Annotated in this window: 22 protein-coding genes; 17 read left to right on the top strand and 5 right to left on the bottom strand. The window is 62.7% G+C overall.

Annotated features, from left to right (window positions below; all coding sequences use genetic code 11):
- Position 1: 1 nt before the first annotated feature.
- Positions 2-235 (bottom strand): DUF5703 family protein, encoded by a 234-nt coding sequence (locus ACIQLI_RS08270; RefSeq protein ID WP_354226735.1) that lies wholly within the window; start codon positions 233-235, stop codon positions 2-4.
- Positions 236-274: 39 nt separating this feature from the next.
- Between ACIQLI_RS08270 and ACIQLI_RS08275 the strand changes: the two genes are divergently transcribed.
- From ACIQLI_RS08275 to ACIQLI_RS08340, 14 genes are all read left to right on the top strand, one after another.
- Positions 275-532, top strand: coding sequence for a hypothetical protein (locus tag ACIQLI_RS08275; RefSeq protein ID WP_089595109.1), 258 nt, complete (start codon positions 275-277; stop codon positions 530-532).
- A 252-nt stretch (positions 533-784) separates the two neighbouring features.
- Positions 785-2,467: a sugar transferase gene (locus tag ACIQLI_RS08280; protein ID WP_400387046.1), complete on the top strand. Its 1,683-nt coding sequence runs from the start codon at positions 785-787 to the stop codon at positions 2,465-2,467.
- 58 nt (positions 2,468-2,525) lie between these two features.
- Entirely contained in the window at positions 2,526-3,635 is a 1,110-nt protein-coding gene (locus ACIQLI_RS08285; RefSeq protein WP_400387049.1) for a Gfo/Idh/MocA family protein, read from the top strand.
- Positions 3,632-4,651 (top strand): NAD-dependent epimerase/dehydratase family protein, encoded by a 1,020-nt coding sequence (locus ACIQLI_RS08290; RefSeq protein ID WP_400387052.1) that lies wholly within the window; start codon positions 3,632-3,634, stop codon positions 4,649-4,651. The genes ACIQLI_RS08285 and ACIQLI_RS08290 overlap by 4 nt, the downstream gene beginning before the upstream one ends.
- Positions 4,648-5,814 (top strand): DegT/DnrJ/EryC1/StrS family aminotransferase, encoded by a 1,167-nt coding sequence (locus ACIQLI_RS08295; RefSeq protein WP_400387055.1) that lies wholly within the window; start codon positions 4,648-4,650, stop codon positions 5,812-5,814. The genes ACIQLI_RS08290 and ACIQLI_RS08295 overlap by 4 nt, the downstream gene beginning before the upstream one ends.
- Complete coding sequence (locus ACIQLI_RS08300) at positions 5,811-6,473, top strand: acetyltransferase (RefSeq protein WP_354226747.1); 663 nt, start codon at positions 5,811-5,813, stop codon at positions 6,471-6,473. The genes ACIQLI_RS08295 and ACIQLI_RS08300 overlap by 4 nt, the downstream gene beginning before the upstream one ends.
- A 5-nt stretch (positions 6,474-6,478) precedes the next feature.
- Positions 6,479-7,543, top strand: a complete 1,065-nt coding sequence (locus ACIQLI_RS08305) for a glycosyltransferase family 2 protein (protein ID WP_400387058.1) — start codon at positions 6,479-6,481, stop codon at positions 7,541-7,543.
- The gene (locus tag ACIQLI_RS08310) at positions 7,540-9,036 is read left to right on the top strand and encodes an oligosaccharide flippase family protein (protein ID WP_354226751.1); all 1,497 of its coding nucleotides are present in this window, start codon (positions 7,540-7,542) and stop codon (positions 9,034-9,036) included. Before ACIQLI_RS08305 ends, ACIQLI_RS08310 begins: the two co-directional genes overlap by 4 nt.
- Positions 9,033-9,968, top strand: coding sequence for a DUF6492 family protein (locus ACIQLI_RS08315; RefSeq protein ID WP_354226753.1), 936 nt, complete (start codon positions 9,033-9,035; stop codon positions 9,966-9,968). Before ACIQLI_RS08310 ends, ACIQLI_RS08315 begins: the two co-directional genes overlap by 4 nt.
- An 8-nt stretch (positions 9,969-9,976) precedes the next feature.
- On the top strand, positions 9,977-11,206 hold the full coding sequence (locus ACIQLI_RS08320) for a glycosyltransferase family 1 protein (RefSeq protein ID WP_400387062.1): 1,230 nt from the start codon (positions 9,977-9,979) through the stop codon (positions 11,204-11,206).
- Between the two features lie 65 nt (positions 11,207-11,271).
- Positions 11,272-12,654: an O-antigen ligase family protein gene (locus ACIQLI_RS08325; protein WP_400387064.1), complete on the top strand. Its 1,383-nt coding sequence runs from the start codon at positions 11,272-11,274 to the stop codon at positions 12,652-12,654.
- Positions 12,642-13,487 (top strand): chain-length determining protein, encoded by an 846-nt coding sequence (locus ACIQLI_RS08330; RefSeq protein ID WP_354226757.1) that lies wholly within the window; start codon positions 12,642-12,644, stop codon positions 13,485-13,487. Before ACIQLI_RS08325 ends, ACIQLI_RS08330 begins: the two co-directional genes overlap by 13 nt.
- A 19-nt stretch (positions 13,488-13,506) precedes the next feature.
- Positions 13,507-14,742 carry an exopolysaccharide biosynthesis GT4 family glycosyltransferase EpsE gene (epsE, locus tag ACIQLI_RS08335; protein WP_400387068.1) on the top strand — a complete coding sequence of 412 codons (1,236 nt, stop codon included), beginning with the start codon at positions 13,507-13,509 and terminating at the stop codon, positions 14,740-14,742.
- A 20-nt stretch (positions 14,743-14,762) separates the two neighbouring features.
- A complete protein-coding gene (locus ACIQLI_RS08340; protein WP_400387071.1) occupies positions 14,763-16,103 on the top strand; it encodes a hypothetical protein in 1,341 nt (446 codons plus the stop codon).
- Here the strand turns inward: ACIQLI_RS08340 and ACIQLI_RS08345 are convergent, their stop codons facing one another.
- From ACIQLI_RS08345 to rfbB, 3 genes are all read right to left on the bottom strand, one after another.
- A complete protein-coding gene (locus tag ACIQLI_RS08345) occupies positions 16,104-18,668 on the bottom strand; it encodes a WecB/TagA/CpsF family glycosyltransferase (RefSeq protein WP_400387074.1) in 2,565 nt (854 codons plus the stop codon). It lies immediately after the preceding gene.
- A gap of 398 nt (positions 18,669-19,066) precedes the next feature.
- On the bottom strand, positions 19,067-20,476 hold the full coding sequence (locus tag ACIQLI_RS08350) for a sugar nucleotide-binding protein (RefSeq protein ID WP_400387077.1): 1,410 nt from the start codon (positions 20,474-20,476) through the stop codon (positions 19,067-19,069).
- Between the two features lie 3 nt (positions 20,477-20,479).
- Positions 20,480-21,478, bottom strand: coding sequence for a dTDP-glucose 4,6-dehydratase (rfbB, locus tag ACIQLI_RS08355; protein ID WP_400387080.1), 999 nt, complete (start codon positions 21,476-21,478; stop codon positions 20,480-20,482).
- 53 nt (positions 21,479-21,531) lie between these two features.
- On the opposite strand from rfbB, the gene rfbA reads away from it, so the two are divergent.
- The gene (rfbA, locus tag ACIQLI_RS08360) at positions 21,532-22,398 is read left to right on the top strand and encodes a glucose-1-phosphate thymidylyltransferase RfbA (RefSeq protein WP_354226768.1); all 867 of its coding nucleotides are present in this window, start codon (positions 21,532-21,534) and stop codon (positions 22,396-22,398) included.
- 6 nt (positions 22,399-22,404) lie between these two features.
- Here the strand turns inward: rfbA and ACIQLI_RS08365 are convergent, their stop codons facing one another.
- Entirely contained in the window at positions 22,405-23,337 is a 933-nt protein-coding gene (locus ACIQLI_RS08365) for an aldo/keto reductase (RefSeq protein WP_354226770.1), read from the bottom strand.
- Positions 23,338-23,389: 52 nt separating this feature from the next.
- Here ACIQLI_RS08365 and ACIQLI_RS08370 point away from each other — a divergent pair, with 52 nt between their 5' ends.
- Positions 23,390-24,223, top strand: coding sequence for an undecaprenyl-diphosphate phosphatase (locus ACIQLI_RS08370; protein WP_354226772.1), 834 nt, complete (start codon positions 23,390-23,392; stop codon positions 24,221-24,223).
- 15 nt (positions 24,224-24,238) lie between these two features.
- A complete protein-coding gene (mshC, locus tag ACIQLI_RS08375; protein WP_400387085.1) occupies positions 24,239-25,516 on the top strand; it encodes a cysteine--1-D-myo-inosityl 2-amino-2-deoxy-alpha-D-glucopyranoside ligase in 1,278 nt (425 codons plus the stop codon).
- Positions 25,517-25,588: the final 72 nt, after the last annotated feature.

Consider the following 25,588-nt stretch of genomic DNA (forward strand, 5'->3'; position numbering starts at 1 on the left):
CCTAGACGGTCCGCTGCACCGAATACACTTTGCGGCGCAGCCAAAAACGGCGGCCACCGCCGAGGTAGAGAACGCTGCGTTCGAGCTCCCACTTGCCGTATTCGGAATGCTCCGCGATCCGGCGCCGTGCCTCGGGCAGGGAATCGTCAGGTCCCACCGTCAGGACGAGGTACTCGTACTGACGTGCATAGTCTCTTTGGCGCTCTACGGAGCTACCTGGAAATTGTTCTCTCATCCCTCTCCATTTTCGTCCTTTTCCGGCTAACGTGAAGGCATGAGCATCGATCCGCGTGTCGCGCTTCAATCATTGACCGCCGCCCTCGAAGAGCACCTGGCTGCCGCCTCCGCCCGCCGCGGCGAGGGGGACCCCACCGTCGAGGCCGCGTTCTTCGCTGTTGCCGACGCTTTCGAAGTCTATGAGGACGCACTCTACGAGGCGTATTCCGAGGTTACTCCGCTCCAGGTCTTCGATGATGAGGAAGACGAAGACGACGAGGTGCTCGACGAAGACCTCGAAATCGTCGAGGACTAGGCACCCCTCCGACCGGCCGCCATGGGGCGGCCGGTTTTTTGTGCCTTGTCGTCATCTTTGTAGCCCTTTATGCCCGGATTTCCGGGGATTTCTGCAGTCAGGGCACGTAGTCCCGGCACCCCCGGACAGGTACTTGCACGTAGGGGTCATAGGTAATGCTGCGCAAAGTTGAGTATCGACTACTGGTGCGCCTTCGGAGCGCCGCGGCTTCACTGATAGGTAGGCAACGGCAGGTCTGCAAAGAGGGCTGACATGGTGAAAGTTCCAGTCTTGGGATCAGGCAAGGCAGCGGCACCCCAGGGTGCGGCTCATGCCCCCGCGGGGTCAGCCTTCCGAACCGACCCTGCCGCCGCCAACGTCAATCCGCCGGCGTCTCCCTGGATTGGCAAGCCCGCTGCTGCACAGCGGACTGAAAAGGCGGGACTGGCGGCGCTGGGGTCGGATGTCACCCTGGACCTCGCGACGCCGCCAGTCACCCACCGCCGTACACGGATCAAGGCACCGCTCAAAGACCGTTTGACGTGGACGCGCTTCCTGACCACCAGCCTCCGGCTCGCTGACACAGCGTTGGTTTCCGGAGCTGTCCTGGCCGGGTCAGCGCTGAACCCCGGGGGAGTGGGCGCATCGCCCGGAAGCCCGGCACATGCCCAACACCTTTCCATGGGATTGATCCTCGGAGTGGTCTGGTTGGCGGCCTTGGAAGTGTACAGGACCCGCGATCCCAAAGTGCTCGGAGTAGGCCCGGAGGAGTACAAGCGGGTACTTTCTGCCAGCTTCCGGGTCTTCGGATTCCTGGGCATCGTTGCGGTGGTGTTCCGTTTGGAGGATGTCAGTTCCTTTGTCCTTGTCTCCTTGCCGCTGGGCCTGGTGGCCCTGACCGGAAGCAGATGGGGCTTCCGCCGCTGGCTGAGCCACGAAAAGTCGAAGGGCCGTTGCCTCTCCCGCGCGATCGTTGTGGGCGAACCGCAGGACGTCAGATACGTCATCAAGCAGATCAACCGAAAGTCCGGCGCCGCCTACGACATCCTGGGTGCCTGCCTCCCAGGTGCCCGTCGCGGTACTGTCCTGGCGGTGGACCACCTGCGCGTACCGGTCCTGTCTTCCATCTACGGTGTGGCGCATACCGTCCGGCAGACAGGTGCCAACGCCGTGATCGTTGCCGGCCCGGTTCCTGGTGGAAACCAGTTCATCCAGGAACTTGGCTGGCGGCTGGAGGAAAATTCCGCTGAGTTGGTTCTGGCCGCGACCCTGACCAACGTGGCAGGACCGCGCATCCACTGGCGGCCCGTAGAGGGACTTCCCCTGATGCACGTGGATATTCCGCACTACTCCGGCGGCAAGCATACGCTCAAGCGGCTGATGGACATCACAGTCTCTGCAGCGGCTTTGCTCGTCCTGGCACCCGTACTTCTCCTCCTGGCCGCGATCGTCAGGGCCGACAGCCCCGGGCCTGTCCTGTTCAAGCAGGAGAGGATCGGAAAGCGGGGCACAACCTTCCAGATGCTGAAATTCCGTTCCATGGTGGTTGACGCTGAAGCACATCTGGAGGCGCTCAGCAGCCAGGATGAGGGCGCCGGCGTGCTGTTCAAGATCCGCGGAGACCCCCGCGTTACCCGGTGCGGCCGGTGGATGCGCAAGTACTCCCTGGATGAACTGCCGCAGTTCTGGAACGTCCTGGTGGGGAACATGAGCCTGGTGGGGCCCAGGCCGCCACTGTCACGGGAAGTCAGCGGTTACGAGCGCCATACGCACCGTCGGCTGTTGATCAAACCCGGAATCACGGGGTTGTGGCAAATCAATGGACGCTCGGACCTTCCGTGGGACGAGGCAGTCCGGCTGGATCTCTATTACGTGGAGAACTGGTCAATAGCGGGGGACCTGATGATCATGTGGCGGACGTTCCGGGCGATGACCCGGCCGTCCGGCGCCTACTAGTGAACGCCATGCAGTACCTGACAAGAACCGCGCTTTCAACACAGAAGTCGAGTGGGAAATGAGCATACGAACAATTCCATCGGGACAACTGAACGGCCACGCAGTACGGCCCAGGCTTCGCATCGCAGTGGTCGGGGCAGGCTATTGGGGTCCCAATCTCGCCAGGAACTTGAAAGCAAGCCCTGACTGGGACCTGGTGGCCATTTGCGACCTGGACGTGGAACGCGGCCTCAGGCTCGCCGAAACGGTTGGTGGCGTGGCCGTCGTCGAGTCCTTGGACGAACTGCTGGACACGTACAACCTCGACGCCGTTGCGGTGGCGACACCGGCACATACCCATCACGGAGTGGTGATGACGGCGCTGCGCGCCGGGAAGCATGTGCTGGTGGAAAAGCCCTTGGCGGACAGCCGGGCAAAAGGCTTGGAAATGGTGGAAGAGGCCAAAGCCAGGGGTTTGGTCCTGATGGCAGACCATACCTACTGCTTCACCCCGGCAGTCTTGAAAATCCAGGAACTCGTAGCCACCGGCGCGTTGGGCGATATCCTCTACGTCGATTCGGTCCGCATCAACCTGGGCCTGGTCCAACCGGACGTCAACGTTTTCTGGGACCTGGCTCCCCATGACCTTTCCATCCTGGACTTCGTCCTGCCGGGCGGCCTGCATCCCACGGAGATCGCGGCCCATGGGGCTGATCCGCTGGGTACCGGCCGTGATTGCGTGGGACATTTGACGTTCGGCCTGCCCAACGACGCCATGGTGCACATCCACGTGAACTGGCTCAGCCCCACCAAGATCCGGCAGATGATCATCGGGGGATCGAAAAGGACCCTTGTGTGGGATGACCTGAATCCGCAACAACGCCTCAGCGTCTACGATCGCGGGGTCAGCCTGGAACACCAGCCCCGGTCAGCGGCAGATAAACGGACCTCCGCCATTTCCTACCGCCTCGGCGACACGTGGTCACCTGCCCTGCAGGAACGTGAGCCCCTGGGCCAGGTGGTGGCCGAGCTCGCTGCTTCCATCCGGAACCACACCATGCCCCGTACCAGCGGTGAATCAGGGCTCCGCGTCCTGTCTGTCCTGGAGGCCGTCACCCAAAGCCTGAGCAGCGACGGCCAGTCCACCGTGGTGGCCGGCAACGAGGTTAATCTCCAGGTCGCACGGTGAAACGGCTCCTGGGCGCCGACGTCCTGGTCACCGGTGGCGCCGGAACCATAGGGTCCACGCTGGTTGACCAACTGCTCGACGCCGGTGCGGCGCACGTGGACGTCCTGGACAACCTGGTGCGGGGACGCCTCGCAAACCTGGACGCCGCCTTGGCCAGTGAACGGGTGGACCTGGTGGAAGGTGACCTGGGGAACCGCGACCTGGTGCATGACCTCACCCGTGGTAAAGACCTGGTGTTCCACCAGGCCGCCATCCGCATCACCCAATGTGCCGAGGAACCACGGTTGGCACTTGAAGTGCTGGTGGACGGAACGTTCAACGTGATCGAGGCCGCCGCCCAACACCCCGTGGACAAACTCATCCTGGCCTCCAGTGCTTCTGTCTACGGCATGGCCGAAGAATTCCCCACCACTGAACGCCACCACCATCACAACAACGACACGTTCTACGGCGCAGCCAAGTCCTTCAACGAGGGCATGGCGAGGAGCTTCCGGGCGATGACCGGCCTGAACTATGTGGCCTTGAGGTACTTCAACGTATATGGCCCACGAATGGACGTCCACGGGCTGTACACCGAGGTGCTGGTCCGTTGGATGGAGCGGATCGTCGATGGCCGGCCGCCGCTGATCTTCGGCAGCGGTCAGCAGACCATGGACTTCATCCACACCGCCGATGTGGCCCGGGCCAACGTCCTGGCAGCAGTCAGTGACGTCACCGAGGGTGTCTACAACGTGGCCAGCGGAACCGAAACCAGCCTCGCCGGGCTGGCCCACACGCTGCTGGGGGTCATGGAGTCACCGCTGCACCTTGAGCACGGACCGGAAAGGGCCGTCAACGGCGTGGCACGCCGCCTCGCCGATACCTCGGCCGCACGGGAGGACCTCGGTTTCGAGGCTGCCGTTGGCTTGGAGGATGGACTGCGCTCGCTGGTCACCTGGTGGCGGCCACTGCGCGAAGAGATTGCCGCAGCACGGACCACCCACCGCCCTGGCGCTCCGGTAGCTGGTGCGAGATGACCGCCTCCGGCCTCCACCTGGCACGCATCGACGTCATGAAGCCGTGGCTGGGCGAGGACGAGGCGCAGGCCGTGGCCGAGGTGATCGCCTCCGGGTGGGTGGCACAAGGTCCCAAAGTCCGCCAGTTCGAAGAAGCGTTCTGCCTGCTGCAACAGGCAGACTTCGCCGTGGCGACCTCCAATTGCACATCAGCTCTGCATCTGGCCCTTGTGGTGGCCGGCGTGGGGCCTGGCGATGACGTAGTGGTCCCGTCGTTCTCGTTCATTGCCACAGCCAACGCAGCAACATACGTGGGGGCCCGTCCGGTGTTCGCCGACGTCGACGTCACCACCGGTTGTGTCACTGCAGAGACACTGCGTGCCGCCCTGACTCCGGCCACCAGGGCGGTCATCGCCGTGGATCAAGGCGGAGTGCCCGTTGATCTGGCTCCCATCCGGGAAATGTGCGATCCGCTGGGCATCACCGTGGTGGAAGATGCTGCCTGCGCCATCGGTTCCCGCTACCACGGCCGGGCCGTGGGGGCCGGCGCGGAAGTCGCCGCGTGGTCCTTCCACCCACGCAAGATCCTCACCACGGGGGAGGGAGGCATGCTCTCCACCTCGCGGCAGGACTTTGCTGATACGTCAAGGCGCCTTCGTGAACACGCCATGAGCGTCTCTGCTGCCGACCGGCACGCGAGCATTCTCGCGCCCCCGGAGGAGTACCTCGAAATCGGGTTCAACTACCGCATGACCGATCTTCAGGCCGCCGTCGGACTCGTCCAGCTGGGGCGACTCCGGGAAATCATCCAGCGGCGGCGGGAACTGGCAGCCACGTATGCCAACGCTTTCGCAGAAATCGAGGGGTTACGCCTGGTCGGCGACCCGGACTACGGGATCAGCAACTTCCAGTCCTGCTGGCTTGAAGTCGGCCCAGGTTTCCCCCTGGGACGCGACGGGTTGATGTCTGTTTTGGCCGAGGATGGAATCTCCGCGCGACGCGGCATCATGGCAGCCCACCGCCAACCGGCCTACGCCGGCAAAGACACCGGGAAGGCATCCTTGGAGGCCACCGAATGGCTGACTGACCACACGCTCATCCTGCCCCTGTACCACCAGCTTTCCCTGCACGATCAGGTCCGGGTCATCGATTCCGTACTCCGGGCAGCAGGTCCACTGACATGAGCGAACTTCTCCTCATAGCAGCCAGCGGCCTGGCCAGGGAGGTCCTGGCCATGGTCCGCAGCAACGGGCCCTTTGACGTGATCGGGATCCTCGACGACGACGAAGACAAACTCGGGCGGGTGGTGGACGGCGCCCACGTCCTTGGCCCCATCCGGGACGCCCTGAATTTCCCCCACGCATTGTTGCTGGTGTGCATCGGATCCGGATCGGGGCGGGAAGCCGTTGTCATGCGGCTCAGGACCCTGGGGCTGGATGAAGGGCGATATGCCACGGCCATAGACCCCTCCGTGCAGGTACCCGAAGGCTGCATGATCGGCAAGGGCAGCATCCTCCTGGCCCACGTGAGCATGACGGCCTCCGTGACGATCGGCGACCACGTGGTAGCCATGCCCGGAGTGACCTTCACCCACGACGACGACATCAGCGATTTTGCTACCTTCGCCTCAGGGGTCTCGCTCGGGGGCAACGTCCACATCGGCCGTGCCGCCTACGTCGGGATGAATGCCAGTGTCCGCGAGCGCACGTCCATCGGAGCAAACGCCACGATCGGAATGGGCGCGGCGGTCCTCACCGACGTACCGGCGGAGGAAACCTGGGCCGGGGTCCCGGCGCGGGTCATCAGGCGCGGAAATTCACCCGCACTGGAGGGCATCAAATGAAACTGATGCGTCCCGTCCCCCTTCGGCGCCCGGTGAGTGTTTCGGTGGTGGTGCCGTGCTACAACTACGGACACTTCCTGCCTGAGGCTGTTGCCAGTGCTTTGGCGCAGGAGGGCGTGGATGTCGAGGTCATCGTGGTCGATGATGCGTCCACGGATGGCAGCGCCGCCGTGGCCTGGCGCCTGGCCTCCGAGGACCCGCGCATCAGCGTTGTCCTCCACGAGACCAACAAAGGGCACATTGCCACATACAACGACGGCCTCTCCAGGGCGCGGGGCCGCTACGTGACGCTTCTCTCCGCGGATGATGTCATAGCCCCCGGTGCGCTGGCCCGGGCTGCCGCGCTGATGGAAGCCAACCCCCGGGTTGGAATGGTGTACGGCCTGCCCCGGGACTTCACGGACAAGCCGCCGGCCCCCTCCTCCTACGACCACAGCACCTGGACTGTGTGGGAAGGCCGGGCATGGATTTCCCTGGCGTGCGCCCGCGGGAGGAACTTCATCCTCTCACCCGAAGTAGTCATGAGGACCGCGGCAGTGCTCAGCGTGGGTGCTTACAGCACCACGCTGCCGCACTCCGGGGACCTGGAGTACTGGCTGCGGGCCGCGGGCTCCTGGGATGTGGGCAGGATCAACGGGCCGGTGCAGGCGTACTACCGGGTCCATGGGGCCAACATGCATCAGACGGAGTTCGCAGCGGCCGCCGTGGATCTCAAGCACCGCTTGGAGGCCTTCCGGGTCCTTGAAGACTCCCGGTTTCCGGGCAACCCGAACAACCGGGCACGGCAGGTGCAGCGGGCCAAGTGCGCCCTCAGCAAGGAAGCCGCCCAGTTGGGGTTCAGGGAAATCAACCAGGGCGGATCAGTGGAGGCCGCAGTCGAGCTCCGGAAATTCATCGAGGGCCTGCACGAGGTTCCCGGAAATATCCACAGGGCCAACGCGTTGCATGCCAGGATCACCCGGGCAGCCCGCGGCCGGAAACCAAGGGCAGGGAGGCTTGCCGCTGATTTTGTGCGGAGCCAGCTGGACCGGGTCCGCTGGCGGCTATGGGCCATGACGGGAATCTCGTGACCACCGTCAGCGGCCAGGACCGCACACTGGGCAACCGGGCTGCGAGCGCCACCCTCTGGGGTGGCGTCAACATGGCTTTGGGCCGGATCGTCCAGTTTGCCACCACCATCATCGTGGCCCGGATGATTGCTCCGGAGCACTTCGGGGCGCTGGCGGTAGCAATTGTGGTGCAGACCATCGCCACCAACATGGCCGAGCTTGGTGCAACCGCCGCCTTGGCGCGCGGCACCGGGGATCCGGACAAAATCGCCCCTACCGTCTTCTCCATTGCACTGGTCACCAGCGGCGTCATGACGGCGGCAGCAATCGCCCTGGCACCTGCCTTGGCAGCAGCGTTTGATGACCCCGCCGCGACGCCTGTGATCCAAGTGCTCTCGCTCACCATCCTCCTTCAAGGGGCTGGCGCCCTCCCTTCCACCATGGTGTGGCGGGAGTTCCTGCAAAAGCCGAGGGTCGTCGTCGACCTCTGCAGCTTGGTCACCGTGCTGGTACTGGTGGTTCCGATGGCCTTGGACGGCTGGGGAGCCATGGCGCTCGCCTGGTCCCGGGTGGGTGGGCAGCTGGTGGCCCTGGCGGGTTATTGGATCATCACTCCCCAGCGGTACGCCCCGGGCTTTGACCGTACAGTGGCCGCGGAGATCCTCCGCCTGGGAATGCCGTTGGCCTTGGCCAACCTGGTAGTGTTCGTGACCCTGAACGTGGACTATCTTCTGATAGGCAGGATGCTCGATCCAACGGCATTGGGCTTGTACCTGTTGGCGTTCAACCTGGCCGGGCTGCCAAGTTCGGTGATCACTGCGGTCATACGGGCCACTGCGGTGCCCACCTTTGGCCGACTGTTCGCGGAGGGCACCCTGGGGGCGGTGGCGGGCAGGTTTGTGGCCGGTATTTCCTACTGCGCATTCCCGATCTCGGCCATGGTGATAGCTCTTTCGCACCCTTTGATAGTGGTGGCCTATGGGGACGCATGGGCGCCGGCCGGGATAGCGCTGGCAACACTGGGAGTCTTCGGCGCTACTCGGATCTTGGTGGAAGTCTTCGCTGACCTGTGCGTGGGCGCCGGTCGAACTGTGTGGCTGTTCTGGTTGCAGGTGGCTTGGCTGGTGAGCCTCACTCCGGCACTCATCGTTGGGATTCAATGGTGGGGGATTGCCGGGGCGGGAATCGCGCATGCTGCAGTGGCCTGTCTGGTGGTCATCCCTTTGTATGTGGTGGCGCTCAAATCCGTGCTGGCTGTTGGCGCCTGGGAATTGGTGCGTGGAAGTCTTGTCCCTCTCGCGGCCGCCATAATCGCCGGATCAACGGCGTGGCTTGCAAGCGTCAGCGTGACGGAGCCTTTGATGGCGCTTCTGCTGGGGGGCTTCCTGGGTGGAGCGGTATACGTAGCGTTGACGTACCGGCGGGGGAGGCTGCTGGTGCAAACCGTGCGGGGGCTGCTCCGTGAGAGGACTTCCCTCCCTGCGGGCGGACATACTGGTGCGGGGGAATCATGATGGTAAACCTGCCAGTGAATGGTGCCGGTTCCTCACCGGGCAGCGACCTTGCGGTGGTCACACCAAGCTATGTGCCCGATCGTGAGTTGTGCATTGACCTTAACCGGTCGGTCCTCGAAATGACCGGCCCCGGCGTGGTCCATCACATCATCGTCCCGGATCGGGACTTGGGGGTCTTCGCTGTCCTCCGAGGGCCCAGGACAGAGGTGCACGCAGCCAGCGAATTCCTGCCGTCTTCGTTTATCAGGCTTTCGCGATTCAACGTCTGGATCAATGCAGCCCATCCGTGGCCGCCGGTTCGTGGCTGGATCGCCCAACAGATACTAAAACTCGCCGTGGTTGCAGCACTTCATGTTGACGGCGCCTTGCTCCTTGACTCCGACAGCCTGCTCATCCGCGATACCAACCTTGATACGTTCCGCAAGGACGGCAGGATCGCCCTCTACCGCGCACCAGGGGCTGTTGATGCGTCCCTTCCCGGGCACAGGCAGTGGCACGTTTCAGGCCGTCGGCTCTTGGGGCTGCCGCCTCCTCCCGAAGGTGACCTGGCTGACTACATCTGCTGGCCGTGCCTTTGGGAACCGGCCGTGGTGAGAAACCTGCTCCAGCACATCCAGAACGTTACGGGCCGAGACTGGCACACAGCTGTCGGAGCGGAGCTGCATTTCTCCGAGATGATGCTGTACGGCCTGTATGTGGACGAAGTCACCGGCGGCCCTGCCGCCAGCATCAGTGAGATGTGCGGAATTGTCCACTCCGACGAGGTGCCCTTGGACCAAGCGGACATCGAACGGCTGCTCCACGGGGCGGCCCCCGGCAAACATGTTGTGATGCTCTCCGCCAAGGCCGGCATACCACTGGATGTGCGCAGGCGTGCCTTAAGGTCGTTCCGGCAGACCGCCCCCGGTTCAGAACGGGGTGATATCCAGTGATCAACGTGATGGGACGAATTCTGGGCCAAGCCCGCAAGGATGGCTGGGGTTCGGTTGCCGCTAAAGTGCTGCAGAGGACTGCTGGCAAAGCACTGGAAAACCTGGCTTTCACCGAGCCCACGCTGCCGGTTCGGCCTGAGGACATCGTAGATTTTGATGTTTTATGCGCCGCAGGCAACCCACGCCCCAGAACGGGGAGCCTCGATGTCGGGTGGGTCTGCACACCTCCTGGACCCGGCTCAGGCGGACATACCACCTTCTTCCGCATGGTTCAGGGCATGGCGGACCGCGGGCACCGGTGCACGCTTTTCCTCTACGACCGCAACAGCGATGACGTTTCCCGGCACACTTCCACCATCAGGCAATTTTGGCCGGATCTCGATGCCCACGTGAGAAGTGTTACCGAGGGGTTCGAGGGAATGGACGCCGTGGTTGCCAGTTCGTGGCCAACCGCGTACGCGGCCGCGGCCCGGCGGGGCCCGGACATTCACAGCTTCTACTTCATCCAGGACTACGAGCCATACTTTTACCCCCGGGGCACCCTGTATTGGCTCGCAGAGAACAGCTACCGTCTGGGGTTCACCAACATCGGACTCGGAGAGATGATCACCGCTGTGATGAAGGCAGAAACAGGTCAGGAGCCCGCCGCTTCAGTACCCTTCGCCTGCGACACCGCGACCTACCGCCTGCTGGAGACGAAAGACGGAAAGAATACCCGCCAAGGAGTGGTCTACTACGCGAAGCGGGCGGTGGATCGACGCGGTTACCTCCTTGCCAAACTGGCCTTGGAGCAATTCCACGCTATGCATCCGGAGCAGGAAATACACGTCTACGGCGACAGGATCAGCGGCTGGTCCATTCCCGTGCACAACCACGGCAATCTCAGTCCTGCCGCTTTGAATGAGCTCTATAACCGCACCATCACGGGGCTTGCCATCTCTTTCACCAACATCTCCCTCGTCCCGGAAGAACTGTTGGCTGCCGGCAACGTGCCCGTACTGAATGAGTCGCCCTTCGCTGCACAGGTCTTGAGCGACCCGGACGTCCTGTGGTCACCCGCCATCCCACGCCGGCTTGCCGAAACGCTCGCAGAAGCGGTTGAGGCCCCTGATATCTCCGGGCGTGCGGCAAGGATCGCGCAACGTCAGCGACTGGACTGGTCAGCCTCCCGGGAATGCTTTGCCGCAGTGCTCGAATCCGTCTGTGCCAAAGAACCAGGAAGTCCGAGGCTGCCATGAATGGTGCGCGTAGTTTCCTTGGCCTTCGGCAACCGGCGCAAGATCCAGAGCTGGACGACCTCACCGTGAGCGACCGATCGGCCAGCCCCCGGGTGCCCTTGCTTTTGAAGTTTGCCGCTTTCGGAATCTTCTTCTTTCCCTCCAATATGGTGCTGAAACCGCTGGGCGCGGTGGGTACATTGCCTCTGATTTTTGCATTGCTGCTGTTGGCTGTGTGGCTGTGTTCCGTCCTCTTTGGGTTGACCAACCCGTTGGATACCAGGCACCCCGGCCGCATGGGCTTCGTTCTCCTCTGGGTGGGAACGTGCGCTTCCTATGCGGCCATGTACTCCGGCTACACCGGGGGAAGCGAAAGTCCTGCACGCGCTGCAGCTGACAGGTGGCTGATTCTCCTGCTGGCCAGTGCAGGCATCATCCTCGTTACCGCGGAGGCCGTGAGGACGCTCAACACTGCCATGGAACTGACCCGTGCCTTGTTGGCCGGTGCGGCCTTCTGCTGCCTTGTCGCCGCCGTTCAATTTTTCTTCCGGATTGATCCCATGCAGTGGTTGCAAATGGCAATGCCGGGCTTCACCAATAACGGGGGAAATACAACGTTCCAGATACGCGGGTCGTTGATGCGCGTCTCAGGGAGCACTTTTCATTCCATCGAGATGGCTGTGATCTGTGCAATGCTTCTTCCCCTCTCCATCTGGCGGAGCCTCTACGACCCTAAAGGCAGAAAGTGGGTCCATTGGACCATCACGGCGCTGTTGGTCTTCGCCATCGCCTCGACGGTTTCCCGCTCAGGCATCCTTGGCCTCTTGGCTGGCATGGCCGTCTTCCTGCCCTTCCTTCCCCGTCTGGCCAGGCAATGGGCCTACGTCGCAGCTCCCGTCACCGTGGCCGCACTGTTCCTCGGAGTGCCGGGCCTGATCGGGACCCTCACTGCGTCATTGACTGCCGGGGAAAGCGATCCTTCGATTACCACGCGGACCAACAACTACCCCCGTGTGGCAGCCATGGTGGAAGAGCATCCGTTCTTCGGAGTTGGCCCAGGCAATTACATGCCAAGCAACGCGATCCACATCCTTGACAACCAGTACCTGAACGCAACGGTCACCATAGGTTTGGTCGGGCTGGTCGGGTTGATTGCCTACCTGACCTTTCCCGGCCTGACGACACTCCTCGCGGCTCGCGCTTCCCGCCTTGCACCCCTGCGCTGCCTGGCAGGCGCCGTAGCCGCAGCAGGAATTGTTGCCGCTATCTGCTCGCTCACCTTCGACTCCATGTCCTTCCCGGTGTTCGCACTCACCTACCCCTTCATCGTCGGATTGTCCGGAGGGGCCTGGAACATGGTCCGGCGGGAACTTGAACTTCAAAAAGTGCGTACCTCTGCCGAACACCCATCCGGGCCGACCCAAAGCACCACGCAACTAGTCCCCAAGGAGGGAACATGGACCCCGTAGCCGTTCTCAAAACCCTTTGGCGTTACAAGGTATTCGTAGTGCCCGTTCTGCTGCTGACGGCGGTGGCCGCTGTGTACATGTTCTCTTTCGCTCCACGAACCTATGAGGCCCGGACCACCTATGCAATCGTCAACCCGCAGACCCCTACAGCGGAGCAAATCGAAAAAGATCCTGCCTTGGGTCTGCTCAATCCGGATAACCCCTACCTGCGGTCTGCCGACTCGTCCCTAGTAGCCCAAGTTGCCGTGACCCGCCTGAACGACGTTGCCACTGGCGACATCCTTGCGGAACAAGGGCTCAGCACCGACTACAAAGTAGAGCGTCCCTCCGATGCGTTCCTCATTGACATCTCCGGCATCTCGGACGACAAGTCACAGGCCATTGCCACTGCCAAAGCATTGGGGGAGCGCCTGGAAGAGGACCTTCGGACCATTCAAACGATTAACGGAGCCTCCGACAGGTATCTTTTCACCGCGCTGGCGGTAGCTTCGCCCGACAAAGCCACGGAGCAGTTCTCCAGTAGGCTGAGGTCCGTGATCGTCGTTGTGGTGGCCGGACTCGTCCTCACCCTTGGCGCGGTCTCCCTGGCCCGTGCCGTCGAGACAACCCGGAAGCGAGGAAAGACCACAAAGACCACGTCCGGCAAACGAGGGTCACCGATGGAACGCGAAACCAAACCGTCAACCCTGGACCTTCCCGGCGCAGGCCCAACGGTAAAAGAGACATCGTTACCACCCATGGAAGTCCTTCTTGGAGGCGATACCCGTCGACAAAACCAGGACAACAAGAGGGTCACCAGCCCACCGGCTGTTCAGCCAACCAACAGCCGTTAGGCTCAGGAAAGGTGCGGCCATGAACCGGTTTGGGTACCTGGTGCCGGAATTCCCGGGTCAAACACACGCCTTCTTCTGGCGTGAACTGAAAGCACTGACTGAGCTCGGACACCAGCCAGAACCAGTCTCCACGCGCCATCCAGGACAGTCCGGCCCCATACCTACATGGGCGCATGGGCGTATACCGGAAATCCACTACCTCGTACCACCGGACACGCTACAGATTGCAGGTACTGCCTTGACCGCGCTCTCCGGACTGCGGCACCTTGATGAGCTTCGAGCAGCCTCCGGCCTGAAAGGCAGTCCCCTCCCTCCAAGGAAACTGATCCAAGACCTTCCACGGAAGGCCGCCCTGTTCCTGGCCGGAGCCGCGCTGGCCAGGCATGCACGAACCAGAGGGTGGACTCACATCCACGTCCACTCCTGCGCAGACGCAGCCCAGGTTGCGCTCTTCGCCCACATACTCTCAGGCATTCCCTACAGCCTGACCCTCCACGGCCCCCTCAACGACTATGGACCAAACCAAAGCGAGAAATGGCGCAACGCCGAGTTTGCCATCGTCATCACAGAACAACTCCTTGCCGAAGCACAGGAGCACCTCAACGGGAGCCTGCCCACCACCGTGAAGGTTGCCCCCATGGGCGTCGAACTCTCCGCGTTCACCCGCCTCACCCCCTACAAGCCATGGACCCAAGGCACCCAGGCCCAAATCTTCAGCTGCGGACGGCTCAACCCCAGCAAGGGTCACATGGACTTACTCAGAGCCCTGCGGAGAGTTGTTGACTCCGGGGTGGATGCCGCCCTGACCATCGCAGGTGAAGACGAACACGGCGGCAGGGGCTACCGAACGGTCCTGCAACAAGCCATTACCGACTTGGGACTGACACGCCGCGTGACACTGCTCGGCGCAATCCCAGAAGACCGGGTCCGCGTGGAACTGGAGCGGACACACCTCTTTGCCCTGGCCAGTCTCCAGGAACCACTGGGAGTCGCCATCATGGAAGCCATGGCCATGGGTGTCCCGGTAGTCGCTACCGCTGCCGGCGGAGTTCCCCAACTCGTCACAGAGGGCCACAGCGGCCTCCTGGTGGAACCTCGACAACCGGCAAAGCTGGCCACCGCAATGGTCGACATTCTGCGAAACCCGGCCCAAGCCGCCGAGATGGGCGCCCACGGCAGAATCAGGCTCGAATCCACTTTTGACGTTCGCCAAAGCGCTTCTGCCCTGTCCGAACTCATGTCTTGTCCGAACTGACAAAAACACCAGGAGATACCGTGAGTGCAAAAACCGTGGGACTGTGGACCGGCGCTGCGCTCGCCGTGGCATTGATTGGCGTGGCAGCAGCCAACGGGCTGGCACCGACTGCCGGACAGCGGGAGCCTGTGTCGCAACCCGCAACTGGGGCCGCAGCTGGACCGAACACGACGGCGGTCACCCTCCGGACTGTTGACGGGGGAGCGGACTACTATGCCAGGTTCAGGAACAGTCTCCCGGCCGAGCCCACTTTCTTTCCTATTGGAGTGTGGCTGGAAAGTGTCCTCGACAAGGGGAATGTCGCCATGGACGCCGCGGCGGGACTCAACACCTATGTGGAATTGACCGCCAACTCAGACGTCCAGCTGATCCACGATTCGGGAATGTACGCCCTGCCCGCCTTCGCCCATGAAGCCGCGGCCGGATTCACCCTGAGCGACGAGGTGGACATGTGGGCTGGCCCCGGAAATGCGACTTGGACGGGCAACTATCCCGGCGAGGGCCCTCCCTGTTCCCCCGAGGGAACTCCGTGCGGGTACACCATCCAGAAGGACCGCCGGGCGGTGGCCCCACAAGGTGCACTGCTCTACTCCAACTATGGCAAGGGCGTAACCTTTTGGGAATCGGACGAGGAAGCTCGCGAATTCTTCGCAGGCCTTCAGGATGTGGTGTCCGCAGATAACTACTGGTTCACCGATCCCAACATTTGCGGCCAAGGCGAGGGCGGCGCCATCGTAGGCTACACAAGGGACCTGACAAAGGAGGAATGCCGGCTGGCTGCCAACTACGGCTGGACCATTGACAGGCTAAGGAATCTGCAGGACCCGGCCACCAGAATTCCCGTTTGGGCGTTCGTAGAGAACGGTCATCCATCCGGCGACGTCGCCAACACCTCCACCATTACCGGTCCCGAACTCCGCGCCGCCGTGTGGAGCAGCCTCATTCACGGCGCCCGGGGGATCATCTATTTCAACCACAACTTTGGCGGGGAATGCCTCACCCAGCACGTCATCAGGGACTGTGGGAAGGATATCGTTCCCACCCTCACCGCCGTGAACAGACAAATCACGGGTCTTGCTCCGGTTCTCAACGCACCGTTCCTCGACAATGCCACCACAGCAACCGGGCCCGTAGACTTCACCACCAAACTCCATGACGGAAAGGCCTACGTCTTCGCCGGAGCCAACAAGAAGGCGGGCGGCGAGGCCAGCTTCAAGGTCCGGTGTGGCGGCAGTACCGCCGTCGTACTTGACGAAAACCGGACCATTCCGGTGGTGGACGGCACCTTCACCGACACATTCGCTGACGGAAACGCCGTTCACCTCTACCGCATGGAAGGCGGGGGAAGCTGCGGCTTTTGACTAACGGCTGCTGTCGTCCCGCTCCCAGGCAGATGCAGGCTCTCCTCCCCGGAGCGGACGACGGCGACCACCAGCGGCGAAGGCGGCGTAAACAGCTGCGTCAACGGCGGAGAATGGCCCTCTCACGGAGGACAACAATTCCCGGACAGTCCGTGACGTCTCAGCTTCCGCCCCCATCCTGTCCTGCTGCGCATTGCCGCGATAGCTCCGACGAAGAACAGCCAGCAAGGCGGGACAGGTCCGAGGCGTCCGAACCACCACAGGCTCAGTAGGCAGCACGGCTTTCTCCTCTCCGCTGAAGAGCCGGTCAACGTAATAGTCATCACCTGTCAGCGATGGAAAGACTCCGAGCCGATCATGCCCGGCCTTACTGAGCGCATAGACCCCCGCACCCCAAAGGCCCTGCGCGGTGGAAGGAATCCGGCCCCTCGCCCGGTAATAGGACCTAACCAATGCAGAGGCACCATCAGTGTTGTAGCGGAACGCCGGACGGGCCGCCAGCAACGGGCCGTCCGAAAGAGCCTTCAGGACCGCATGGACGGCATCCGCACTGACTTCAATGTCCGCATCAAGATAAAGACGGGGCCAACGCACCGCAGCCTGGTCTGCCGCGTTCAACGCCGAGGTCTTGGAAGCAGCATCCACTCGCAGGACCCGCACGTCTTCAAACCTGGACGCAATGGCCTCCGTACCATCCGTACAGCCATTGCACGCAACAATGACCTCAACACTGCCCCAGGCCATGACACCCTGCAACGATTCCAGAGTCCTGGCGATGACCGCTTCTTCATTGTGTGCCGGGATGATCACAGCGCCCGATGGTGGCACCGCGCCCGTCACCTTGGAAAGCTCTCCGCGGGTAGCGTGCGGCAGCGCATCCCACCGCCTGCGGTCAACCACGGCAAGGGCAGCCTGACGATGCCCCGGCTTATGGAGCCGGACAAGCTCCGCAGCCATGACCACGGCAGTGAGCGCTGCCACAGTGCCCCGGCCGTGATACTTAGCCGCATAGCGCAAACGGTTCACGGACATCAGCGCGGTCAACTGTGGCGATGTACCCGACCCCCCACGTTCATGCCACATCCGCGCCAAGGGCTCAAACCAGATGGAAAGGCCCGCGGCTCGTACCCGTCGGCAAAAGTCTGTCTCCTCGGAGTACAGGAAGAACTGCTCATCCCAGCTGCCCACCTCACTCACAGCATCCGCGCTGATCAAGAGCGCCGCACCCGTCGCCCAATCAACCCGGTGCGCATACACGTAACTCTCCGGATCGAAGTCCATCTCAGACAACCAACCCGGCCTGCCCTGAAGGTGCCCGCCCAAAGCTGCGTCACCCAGCGCTCGCAGGACCCCCGGCTCCCACCTCAGTGATGGATAAACGCTGCCGTCGTCGTCCAGCAGGACCGGCACCACCATGCCTGCCCCTGACAGTGCCATCCGTCGCCGCATGGCCGCGATCGCCCCCGGCTCGACCCGCAGGTCCGGGTTGAGGATGAGATAGGCGTCCGCGTCACCAGCCACCCGCATGGCAGCATTGATTCCGCCGGCATAGCCAAGATTCCCACCCGTGCGTATCGCCAGGACATCCGGAAACCGGGCCAATTCGGCCATGGTCTTGTCGTCGGGGGAGTTATCAGCCACAACAACCCTGATGGTTTGTCCGGCGGTCTCCGCCCGGAGTCCCGCTACCAACGGCCCCACGTCATCTGCGTTGTCATAGGTCACCACGATCACGGCGACGTTGGCTTTGACGTCACCCGCGACGAACTGTCCCGGAGCACGGCTGGGCCCGCACTCCGGGACGGATTCAACGGCGTTGGAGGGCACCGCCGCCCCAGAGACGGTTAGCGGATCGGACGGGTCTGCGGCACTCTGACGCCGCAACGTCATGTATGCCTCCGGGCCGTCCACCAAGTATCGCCGGGCCAGTCTTCGCGGTTCCAACGCCAGCCGCCACGCCCACTCCATCCCGTGGCCACTCACCCAGGCCGGGGCGCGCCGGATCCGGCCCGCCAGGAAATCCACCACCGCGCCGAAGGCGAGCAACACCTTGGCTCCTGTCAACTGCCCGTACTCCTCAATCCACAGCTCTTGCCGTGGCTTCCCCAAGCCCACCACCATGATGTCCGGAGAAGCGGCAGCTATGTTCTTCGCCAACATTGAGGAGGCCTGCGCGTCTGCGAGGACCGATCGTTCGGGCGCCCACCAGCCCGCAACGCTTAAACCGGGACGTTCCGCAGCAAACTTATTTCGGATGAGCTCCTGCGCCTGGGGGCTTCCGCCCAGGATACCCACGCGGAGACCACGGTGTTCGGCCTCCTCCAGCAGCGGTCCAATGAGGTCGCTGCCTGCCAGTCTGGGCCACGTCCGGCCGGTGATCCGCGTGGCTTCTGCAACGAGCGGTGCCCCGTCCACCAAGGTCAGCCACTCCAGCGGGCCAGGCTGGCTCACAGTGCCGTTCCATCTGCCACCCGAGCCGAAATGGCGGAGGTGGTCAAGATTGGCTGAACAGACCGCCAACGGCTTCGCGTTCATGGCCTGTGTATGGTCAAGAATCTGGCGCATTGCACCATCGAAGTCCATGAGCTTGACCGGCGCACCGCCCAAGGTGACCCACTGTGCAGCCTCCGACTCGGTTGGACCGGGCTGGCTTGCGGAAGACGGGCCCCGCACTGGGGTCAGGAGCCACGACCCCCTGGAGCCCTGCCTGGGGGCCCGTGGGAGCACGGCGTGGGGGAGTGCGCTTTGTTGGGACGCGATCTTCGGCAGCAGCATTCTCGGCTCTCCAGGCTTCAGGGTCCAGCTCAGGACACAACAATTGAGCCGGCGATCCATGCTGCTGCACTGCCTGGATCGCCGCGGACAGCCAAGGCTGCCCCTCCAACGTGTTCACTTGAGTTGTCTCCCGGCCTGCCACAAGCGGGCTGCCGTACGGCCACTGTAGGCCCTTTTGGCGGACGCCGCTAGGGTTGCAAGCCCTCCAAATACTCCGCCAGGCGCAGGGGTCCGGGAGCCGGGTCAAATCCGGTGGCCCGGATCTTCGACAGGTCCAGAACGCTGCTGCGGGGGCGGGGCGCGGTACCGGGCGTGGCATAGTCTGCGGTGCTGACAGGCTTCACCCGGACCGGATCGGCCCCGCAGAGCCGGAACACATCCCGGGCAACGCCGGCCCAGGATGCCCGCTCGCCGCTGTTGCTGACGTTGTACGTGCCATAGGGGGCCTGATGGTCCACCAGGTGACGGATGGCCGCAGCGACGTCGACGGCGAAACTCAGCCTTCCCCATTGGTCATCAACTACGGAGGGAGAGACCCCCTGGGCGGCCAAAGCAGCCATGGTTCGAACAAAGTTTCGACCCTCACCCACGACCCAACTGGTCCGCACGATGTAATGCCGGGGAACAGTCGCCACAGCTATCTCTCCAGCTGCTTTGCTCTGGCCGTAGACCCCCAGGGGCGTTGGGTTTTCGTCCTCCGGGTGAATGTCGGCAGTTCCGTCGAACACGTAGTCGCTGGAAACATGAACCAGCGTCAGTGAATGCTCGACGGCGGTCCTCGCCAAGCGGGCCACGGCAGTTGCGTTGATGGCCCAGGCGGCCGCACGGCCATCCGCGGTTTCGGCGGCATCAACGCCCGTAAAAGCTGCCGCGTTGATGATGGTGGAGTACTTCCGCCAGTCCCGTGCCGCATACGATTCCCGCGATGTGAGATCGAAGTCTGCCCGGCCGGCGAATTCCACACTGGCCTCTCCGGCATACTCGCCCCGCAAGGCTTTGCCCAGTTGCCCGTCCGCTCCGAGGACCAGCGTTCGCCTCGGCTGCATGGGCTTAACGTCCGTCAAGCGTGGGTGGCTTTTGTCTTGGGCCGACAGAACAGCACGGTCCAACGGTATGGGCCACGGAACGGCTACCTGGTGGTCGGCCACGTTGAGGAAGGTGTAGTCCGTCTGCGCTTCAGCACTCCAGTGATCATTGACCAGGTACGTGTACGCCGTGTCAGCTTCCATGGTTTGGAAGGCGTTTCCAACACCGCGGGGAACGTACACCGCATCCTTGGCCGTCATTTCCGCGCAGAACATGGTGCCGAAGCCGGGCCCCTCGCGCAGGTCCACCCACGCGCCGAAAATCCTCCCCGTCGCAACCGAAATGAACTTGTCCCACGGTTCGGCATGGATTCCCCGGGTAGTTCCGCGTGCAGCGTTGAAGGAGACGTTGTTTTGCACCGGCCCGAAATCCGGGAGCCCCAGGTCCAGCATCTTCTGACGATGCCAGTTTTCCTTGAACCATCCCCGGTCATCCCCATGAAGCGGCAACTCGAAAAGCACCAGCCCGGGGATCGTCGTGGTCCGTGAACGCAACTGCTGTGCCTGCTCCACGGCTTAGTGGCCCTGGCCGGCGTATTTGGATTCAGTTGAGGCTTTCTGGGGCCGCCACCAGTCTTCGTTGTCCCGGTACCACTGAACGGTGGCCGCCAGGCCGGCGTCGAAATCCGAATACCGGGGCGACCACCCAAGTTCCCTGCGGAGCTTGCTTGAATCGATGGCGTAGCGCAGGTCATGGCCTGGGCGGTCGGTCACCAGATCGTAGGCGTCGCCGGGCTGGTTGGCGAGGGACAGCAGCTTTTCCACCACTTCCCTGTTGGACCGTTCTCCGTCGGCCCCGATCAGGTAGGTTTCGCCAACGCGGCCACCTTCAAGGATGGCCACCACCGCAGAGGAATGGTCTTCGACGTGGATCCAGTCGCGCACGTTGCGGCCATTGCCGTAGAGGCGCGGCCGGGTGCCTTCGAGGATGTTGGTGATCTGCCGGGGAATGAACTTCTCAACGTGCTGGTACGGACCGTAGTTGTTGGAGCAATTGCTGATGGTCGCCTTGAGGCCGAAGGACCTGACCCATGCCCGGACCAGCAGGTCCGAGCCTGCTTTCGTAGCTGAGTACGGACTTGTGGGCCGGTAGACGGATTCTTCGGTGAAGCGGCCCGGTTCATCCAGGGCAAGATCGCCGTAAACCTCGTCGGTGGAGATGTGATGGAACCGGGTGCCGTGCTTTCTTGCAGCTTCGATCAGGGTGAATGTTCCCAGCAGGTTGGTGTCGATGAAAGGCCGGGGCTCTTCCAGGGAGTTGTCGTTGTGGGACTCGGCGGCGAAATGCACCACTGCATCCACGGCGGCAGTCAGCGGATCCACCACTGCGGCATCACAAATGTCACCCTGGACGAATTCGAAGCGTTCAGGCGGCAACCCGGCAAGTGATTCACGATTGCCTGCGTAGGTCAATTTATCCAGGACCGTGACATGAAGGCCGGTGTGGCCCATGATGTAGTGGACAAAGTTGCATCCGATGAATCCGGCCCCGCCGGTGACAAGGATTCTCTGCATGGCCCTAGAGTAGCCGTCCGCGGCGGGACAGGGCACAGGTGAGGACGGCAGGTTTGCGAGGAATTATTCTTGCAGGTGGGACGGGTTCAAGGCTCCATCCCATCACGCTCGGAATCAGTAAACAGTTGGTTCCCGTGTTCGACAAACCCATGATCTATTACCCGCTGTGCACACTGATGCTCGCCGGGATCCGCGATGTCCTGATCATCACCACTCCCGGCGACGCCACCCAGTTCCAGCGGCTCCTGGGCGATGGTTCACAGTTCGGGATCAACCTTACGTACGCGGAACAGCCGACGCCGGACGGGTTGGCCCAGGCGTTCATCCTGGGGGAGCGGCACATCGGATCAGGCAAGGTGGCCCTCATCCTCGGGGACAACATTTTCAATGGACCCGGCATGGGCAACCAGTTACGCCACTACGTGGATGTCGACGGCGGTGCCATCTTCGGTTATTGGGTCAAGGATCCGTCCGCCTACGGTGTGGTGGAGTTCGACGACGACGGCCTGGCGGTATCCATCGAAGAGAAACCATCCATGCCCAAAAGCAATTACGCCGTCCCCGGCTTGTACTTTTATGACAACACCGTGGTCGCCATGGCCAAGGACCTCAAACCCTCCCCCCGCGGGGAACTGGAGATCACGGACATCAACAGGAAGTACATGGACCTGGGCCGGTTGCACGTACAGAAGTTCCCCCGCGGCACCGCTTGGTTGGACACGGGCACCTTCAGCGACCTGAACGATGCTTCAAACTACGTACGCACCACTGAGAACCGGCAGGGCTTAAAGATCGGGGCACCTGAAGAAGTTGCCTGGCGGATGGGCTACCTGGACGACGACGGCCTTCGACAACAGGCTGCCAAGCTGGCCAAGAGCGGATACGGCAGCTATCTACTGGACATCCTGGACCGGCAATAGACCGGCCTACAGGGCCGAAACGTCCTCCAGTGCGCGTCCTATCTCCGCAGGCAGAACCGTCAATTGTGCGTCCAACAGTTCCTTGAGCTGTACGGCGTTCCTCGCCCCGATGATTGCCGTCGCCACACCGGGGCGTGAGAGCAGCCAGCTGAGGGAGACATCCATGGGTGTGCGGCCCAGCCCGCGGGCAGCCATGGCCACCGCTTCCACCACACGGGAAGCCCTCGGTTCCAAATACGGCTCAACATAGGCAGCCAGGCGGTTCTGCGCGGCACGGGAATCCGCTGGAATCTGTCCACGGTATTTGCCGCTGAGGACGCCCCTGCCCAGGGGCGCCCACGCCATGAGACCCAATCCGGCGTCTTCTACAGCAGGGATCAGTTCGTCTTCGGCCTTGCGCTGGACCAGGGAATACTCCGACTGGTTGGCCACCAGGGTGAATCCTGCCACAGCAGCGGCTTTGGCGGTCTGCCAGCCGTTGTAGTTGGAAATTCCCACATACCGGGCACGTCCGGTCCTCTGGGCAAGTTCCAGCGCTGAAAGGGTCTCATCGAGGGGCACGTTCGCATCCCACTCGTGCGCGAACCAGATGTCGATGTAGTCGGTTCCCAGCCTTGCGAGGCTGGCATCGAGCGCGGACAGCATGGCGCCGCGTGAAGCATTAATGCTGCGCCGTGAGTCCGACGACGACACGCCGGCTTTGGTGGAGATGACCAGCTCGGAGCGGGCCACGACGTCGCCCAACATGGAACCCAGCATGGCCTCGGCCTGGCCTTGGGCATAGGAGGCCGCCGTATCAACCACCGTGCCGCCGGCAGCGACAAAAGCATGGAGGACTTCGGCGGCGTCCTGTTCATCCGTTTCCTGTGCCCAGGACATGGTTCCAAGGGACAAGGAGGACACGCGGAACCCACTGTTCCCGACATAACGCTGCTGCATAGCTGCTAGCTTACGGGGAGTTCCCAGTCTTCATGACGTAGGGTCTATTCACGTGAACTGGATAGAAGCAGCCTTGCTGGGCCTGGTGCAGGGCCTCACCGAATTCCTCCCGATCTCCTCGAGCGCACACCTGCGGATCGTCGGCTCATTCCTCCCGAATGCTTCCGATCCCGGCGCCGCGTTTACTGCCATCACGCAGTTGGGAACCGAAACCGCCGTCATCGTCTACTTCTGGCGCGACATCGTCAGGATCGTCCGTGCCTGGTTCGGGTCCCTCACCGGCAAAGTGGAACGCAGCAATCCCGATGCCCGCATGGGGTGGCTCGTTATTCTGGGCAGCCTCCCGATCATCGTCCTGGGCCTGCTGTTCCAGGACCAGATCGAGTCGGTATTGCGCAGCATGTGGATCGTGGCCACCATGCTGATCGTTTTCGGCATGATCCTGGCTGTCGCGGACGCAATCGGGCGGCAGGAGAGGGATCTCACACAACTCACGTACAAGCACGGCATTTTGTACGGGTTCGCCCAGGCCATGGCCTTGATTCCGGGCGTTTCCCGCTCCGGTGGAACCATCACCGCCGGACTGCTCATGGGCTACACCCGTGAAGCCGCTGCCCGGTATTCGTTCCTGCTGGCCATCCCGGCCGTCTTCGGCAGTGGCCTGTACCAGTTGTACAAGACGGTTTCCAACGATGGACTGGCCGGTCCTTACGGTTTGGCGGAGACCGCGATGGCCACGGTCATCGCTTTCGTGGTGGGTTACATCATCATTGGCTGGTTCCTGAAGTTCGTCTCCACCCGCAGTTACCGGCTGTTCGTCTGGTACCGGATTCTCCTGGGCCTGGCCTTGTATGTCCTGCTCTATTTCGGTGTCATCAGTGCCTAGCACTAAGGTTGAGTCGTGAAATCGTGGACCTCCCGCCCTGTTCCTGAGCTGCCCGGCAGCATGCCGCAACTACGCCTGTTCGACACAGCCCTTGGCCGTGTAGTGGAGGTTGAACGGCAACCGGAACAATCCATGTATGTCTGCGGCATCACGCCGTACGACGCGACCCACATGGGTCATGCCGCCAGCTATGTGGCCTTTGACCTCTTGAACCGCGCCTGGCGGGACGCCGGCCTTCGGGTCTCCTACGTCCAAAACGTCACGGATATCGATGACCCCCTGCTGGAGCGCGCCACCGCCACAGGCGTGGACTGGCGCGAACTGGCCCAGAGCCAGATCGAGCTTTTCCAGACCGACATGGACGCTCTCAATGTCCTTGCACCCAATCACTACATCGGCGCCGTCGAGGCCATCCCGGATATCGTTCCCGCCATCGAACGCCTCATTGCCGACGGCGTTGCCTACCGCGTTCACGGTTCTGACGGTGAGCCTGACGGCGATGTCTATTACGACGTCGAAATGGCCGGCAAGCGCTCGGACGCAACAGACGCCTGGACGTTGGGTGACGTGTCGGGACTGGGTGAAACAGAGATGCTGGCGCTATTCGCAGAACGCGGGGGAGACCCCGCAAGGGCTGGGAAACGCCATGCCCTTGATCCGCTGCTCTGGCGCGTGGCCCGCGAAGGAGAGCCACGGTGGCCTGGCGCAACCCTCGGAGACGGCCGCCCCGGTTGGCACATCGAATGTACGGTCATTGCGCAGAAGTATCTTCCGGCACCCTTTACCGTCCAGGGCGGAGGCTCGGACCTGGTGTTCCCGCACCACGAAATGGGGGCCGGCCACGCTTACTCTCTGTCCGGAGTACCGCTGGCACGGCACTATTCGCACGCCGGCATGGTGGGACTGGACGGAGAAAAGATGAGCAAGTCCAAGGGCAACCTTGTTCTCGTCTCCAAGCTCCGCGCGGCTGGTGAAGAACCGGCGGCCATCCGCCTGGCTATTCTGGCCAACCACTACCGTTCGGACTGGTCCTGGACCGATGAGGAGTTTACGGCAGCCAAGAAGCGGCTGGCGCGGTGGCGTGAAGCAGCGGAGCTGGCCCAGGCAGGTTCGGCAGGACCGCTGGTGGCCGCGATGCGCAAGGAGCTGTCCAATGACCTCAACGCTCCCGGAGCCATTTCCGCAATCGATCGTTGGGCAGAAGCCACCCTGCGGACCAATGCTCCGGCATCCGATCAGGACAGTGCCGTGATCTCCGACGCCATCAATGCCCTGCTTGGCGTGGAACTCTGAGCGCGCAGGGTCCTAAGAAACACACGCGAACCCAGTAGTCACACAGCAGCGGCCCCGACATGACGTCAGGGC

This window comes from Paenarthrobacter sp. NPDC091669 (genome assembly GCF_044756725.1).
GTDB classification, from domain to species: Bacteria; Actinomycetota; Actinomycetes; order Actinomycetales; family Micrococcaceae; genus Arthrobacter; species Arthrobacter bambusae_C.

Bases quoted from the DNA above. Each gene is read 5' to 3' on its own strand.
- ACIQLI_RS08365 (WP_354226770.1), bottom strand. From the start codon at position 23,337: ATGCAGCAGCGTTATGTCGGGAACAGTGGGTTCCGCGTGTCCTCCTTG.
- ACIQLI_RS08280 (WP_400387046.1), top strand. From the start codon at position 785: ATGGTGAAAGTTCCAGTCTTGGGATCAGGCAAGGCAGCGGCACCCCAG.
- epsE (WP_400387068.1), top strand. From the start codon at position 13,507: ATGAACCGGTTTGGGTACCTGGTGCCGGAATTCCCGGGTCAAACACAC.
- ACIQLI_RS08295 (WP_400387055.1), top strand. From the start codon at position 4,648: ATGACCGCCTCCGGCCTCCACCTGGCACGCATCGACGTCATGAAGCCG.
- ACIQLI_RS08300 (WP_354226747.1), top strand. From the start codon at position 5,811: ATGAGCGAACTTCTCCTCATAGCAGCCAGCGGCCTGGCCAGGGAGGTC.
- ACIQLI_RS08315 (WP_354226753.1), top strand. From the start codon at position 9,033: ATGATGGTAAACCTGCCAGTGAATGGTGCCGGTTCCTCACCGGGCAGC.
- rfbB (WP_400387080.1), bottom strand. From the start codon at position 21,478: ATGCAGAGAATCCTTGTCACCGGCGGGGCCGGATTCATCGGATGCAAC.
- ACIQLI_RS08305 (WP_400387058.1), top strand. From the start codon at position 6,479: ATGCGTCCCGTCCCCCTTCGGCGCCCGGTGAGTGTTTCGGTGGTGGTG.
- ACIQLI_RS08285 (WP_400387049.1), top strand. From the start codon at position 2,526: ATGAGCATACGAACAATTCCATCGGGACAACTGAACGGCCACGCAGTA.
- ACIQLI_RS08275 (WP_089595109.1), top strand. From the start codon at position 275: ATGAGCATCGATCCGCGTGTCGCGCTTCAATCATTGACCGCCGCCCTC.
- ACIQLI_RS08320 (WP_400387062.1), top strand. From the start codon at position 9,977: ATGGGACGAATTCTGGGCCAAGCCCGCAAGGATGGCTGGGGTTCGGTT.
- ACIQLI_RS08345 (WP_400387074.1), bottom strand. From the start codon at position 18,668: ATGCGCCAGATTCTTGACCATACACAGGCCATGAACGCGAAGCCGTTG.
- ACIQLI_RS08330 (WP_354226757.1), top strand. From the start codon at position 12,642: ATGGACCCCGTAGCCGTTCTCAAAACCCTTTGGCGTTACAAGGTATTC.
- ACIQLI_RS08270 (WP_354226735.1), bottom strand. From the start codon at position 235: ATGAGAGAACAATTTCCAGGTAGCTCCGTAGAGCGCCAAAGAGACTAT.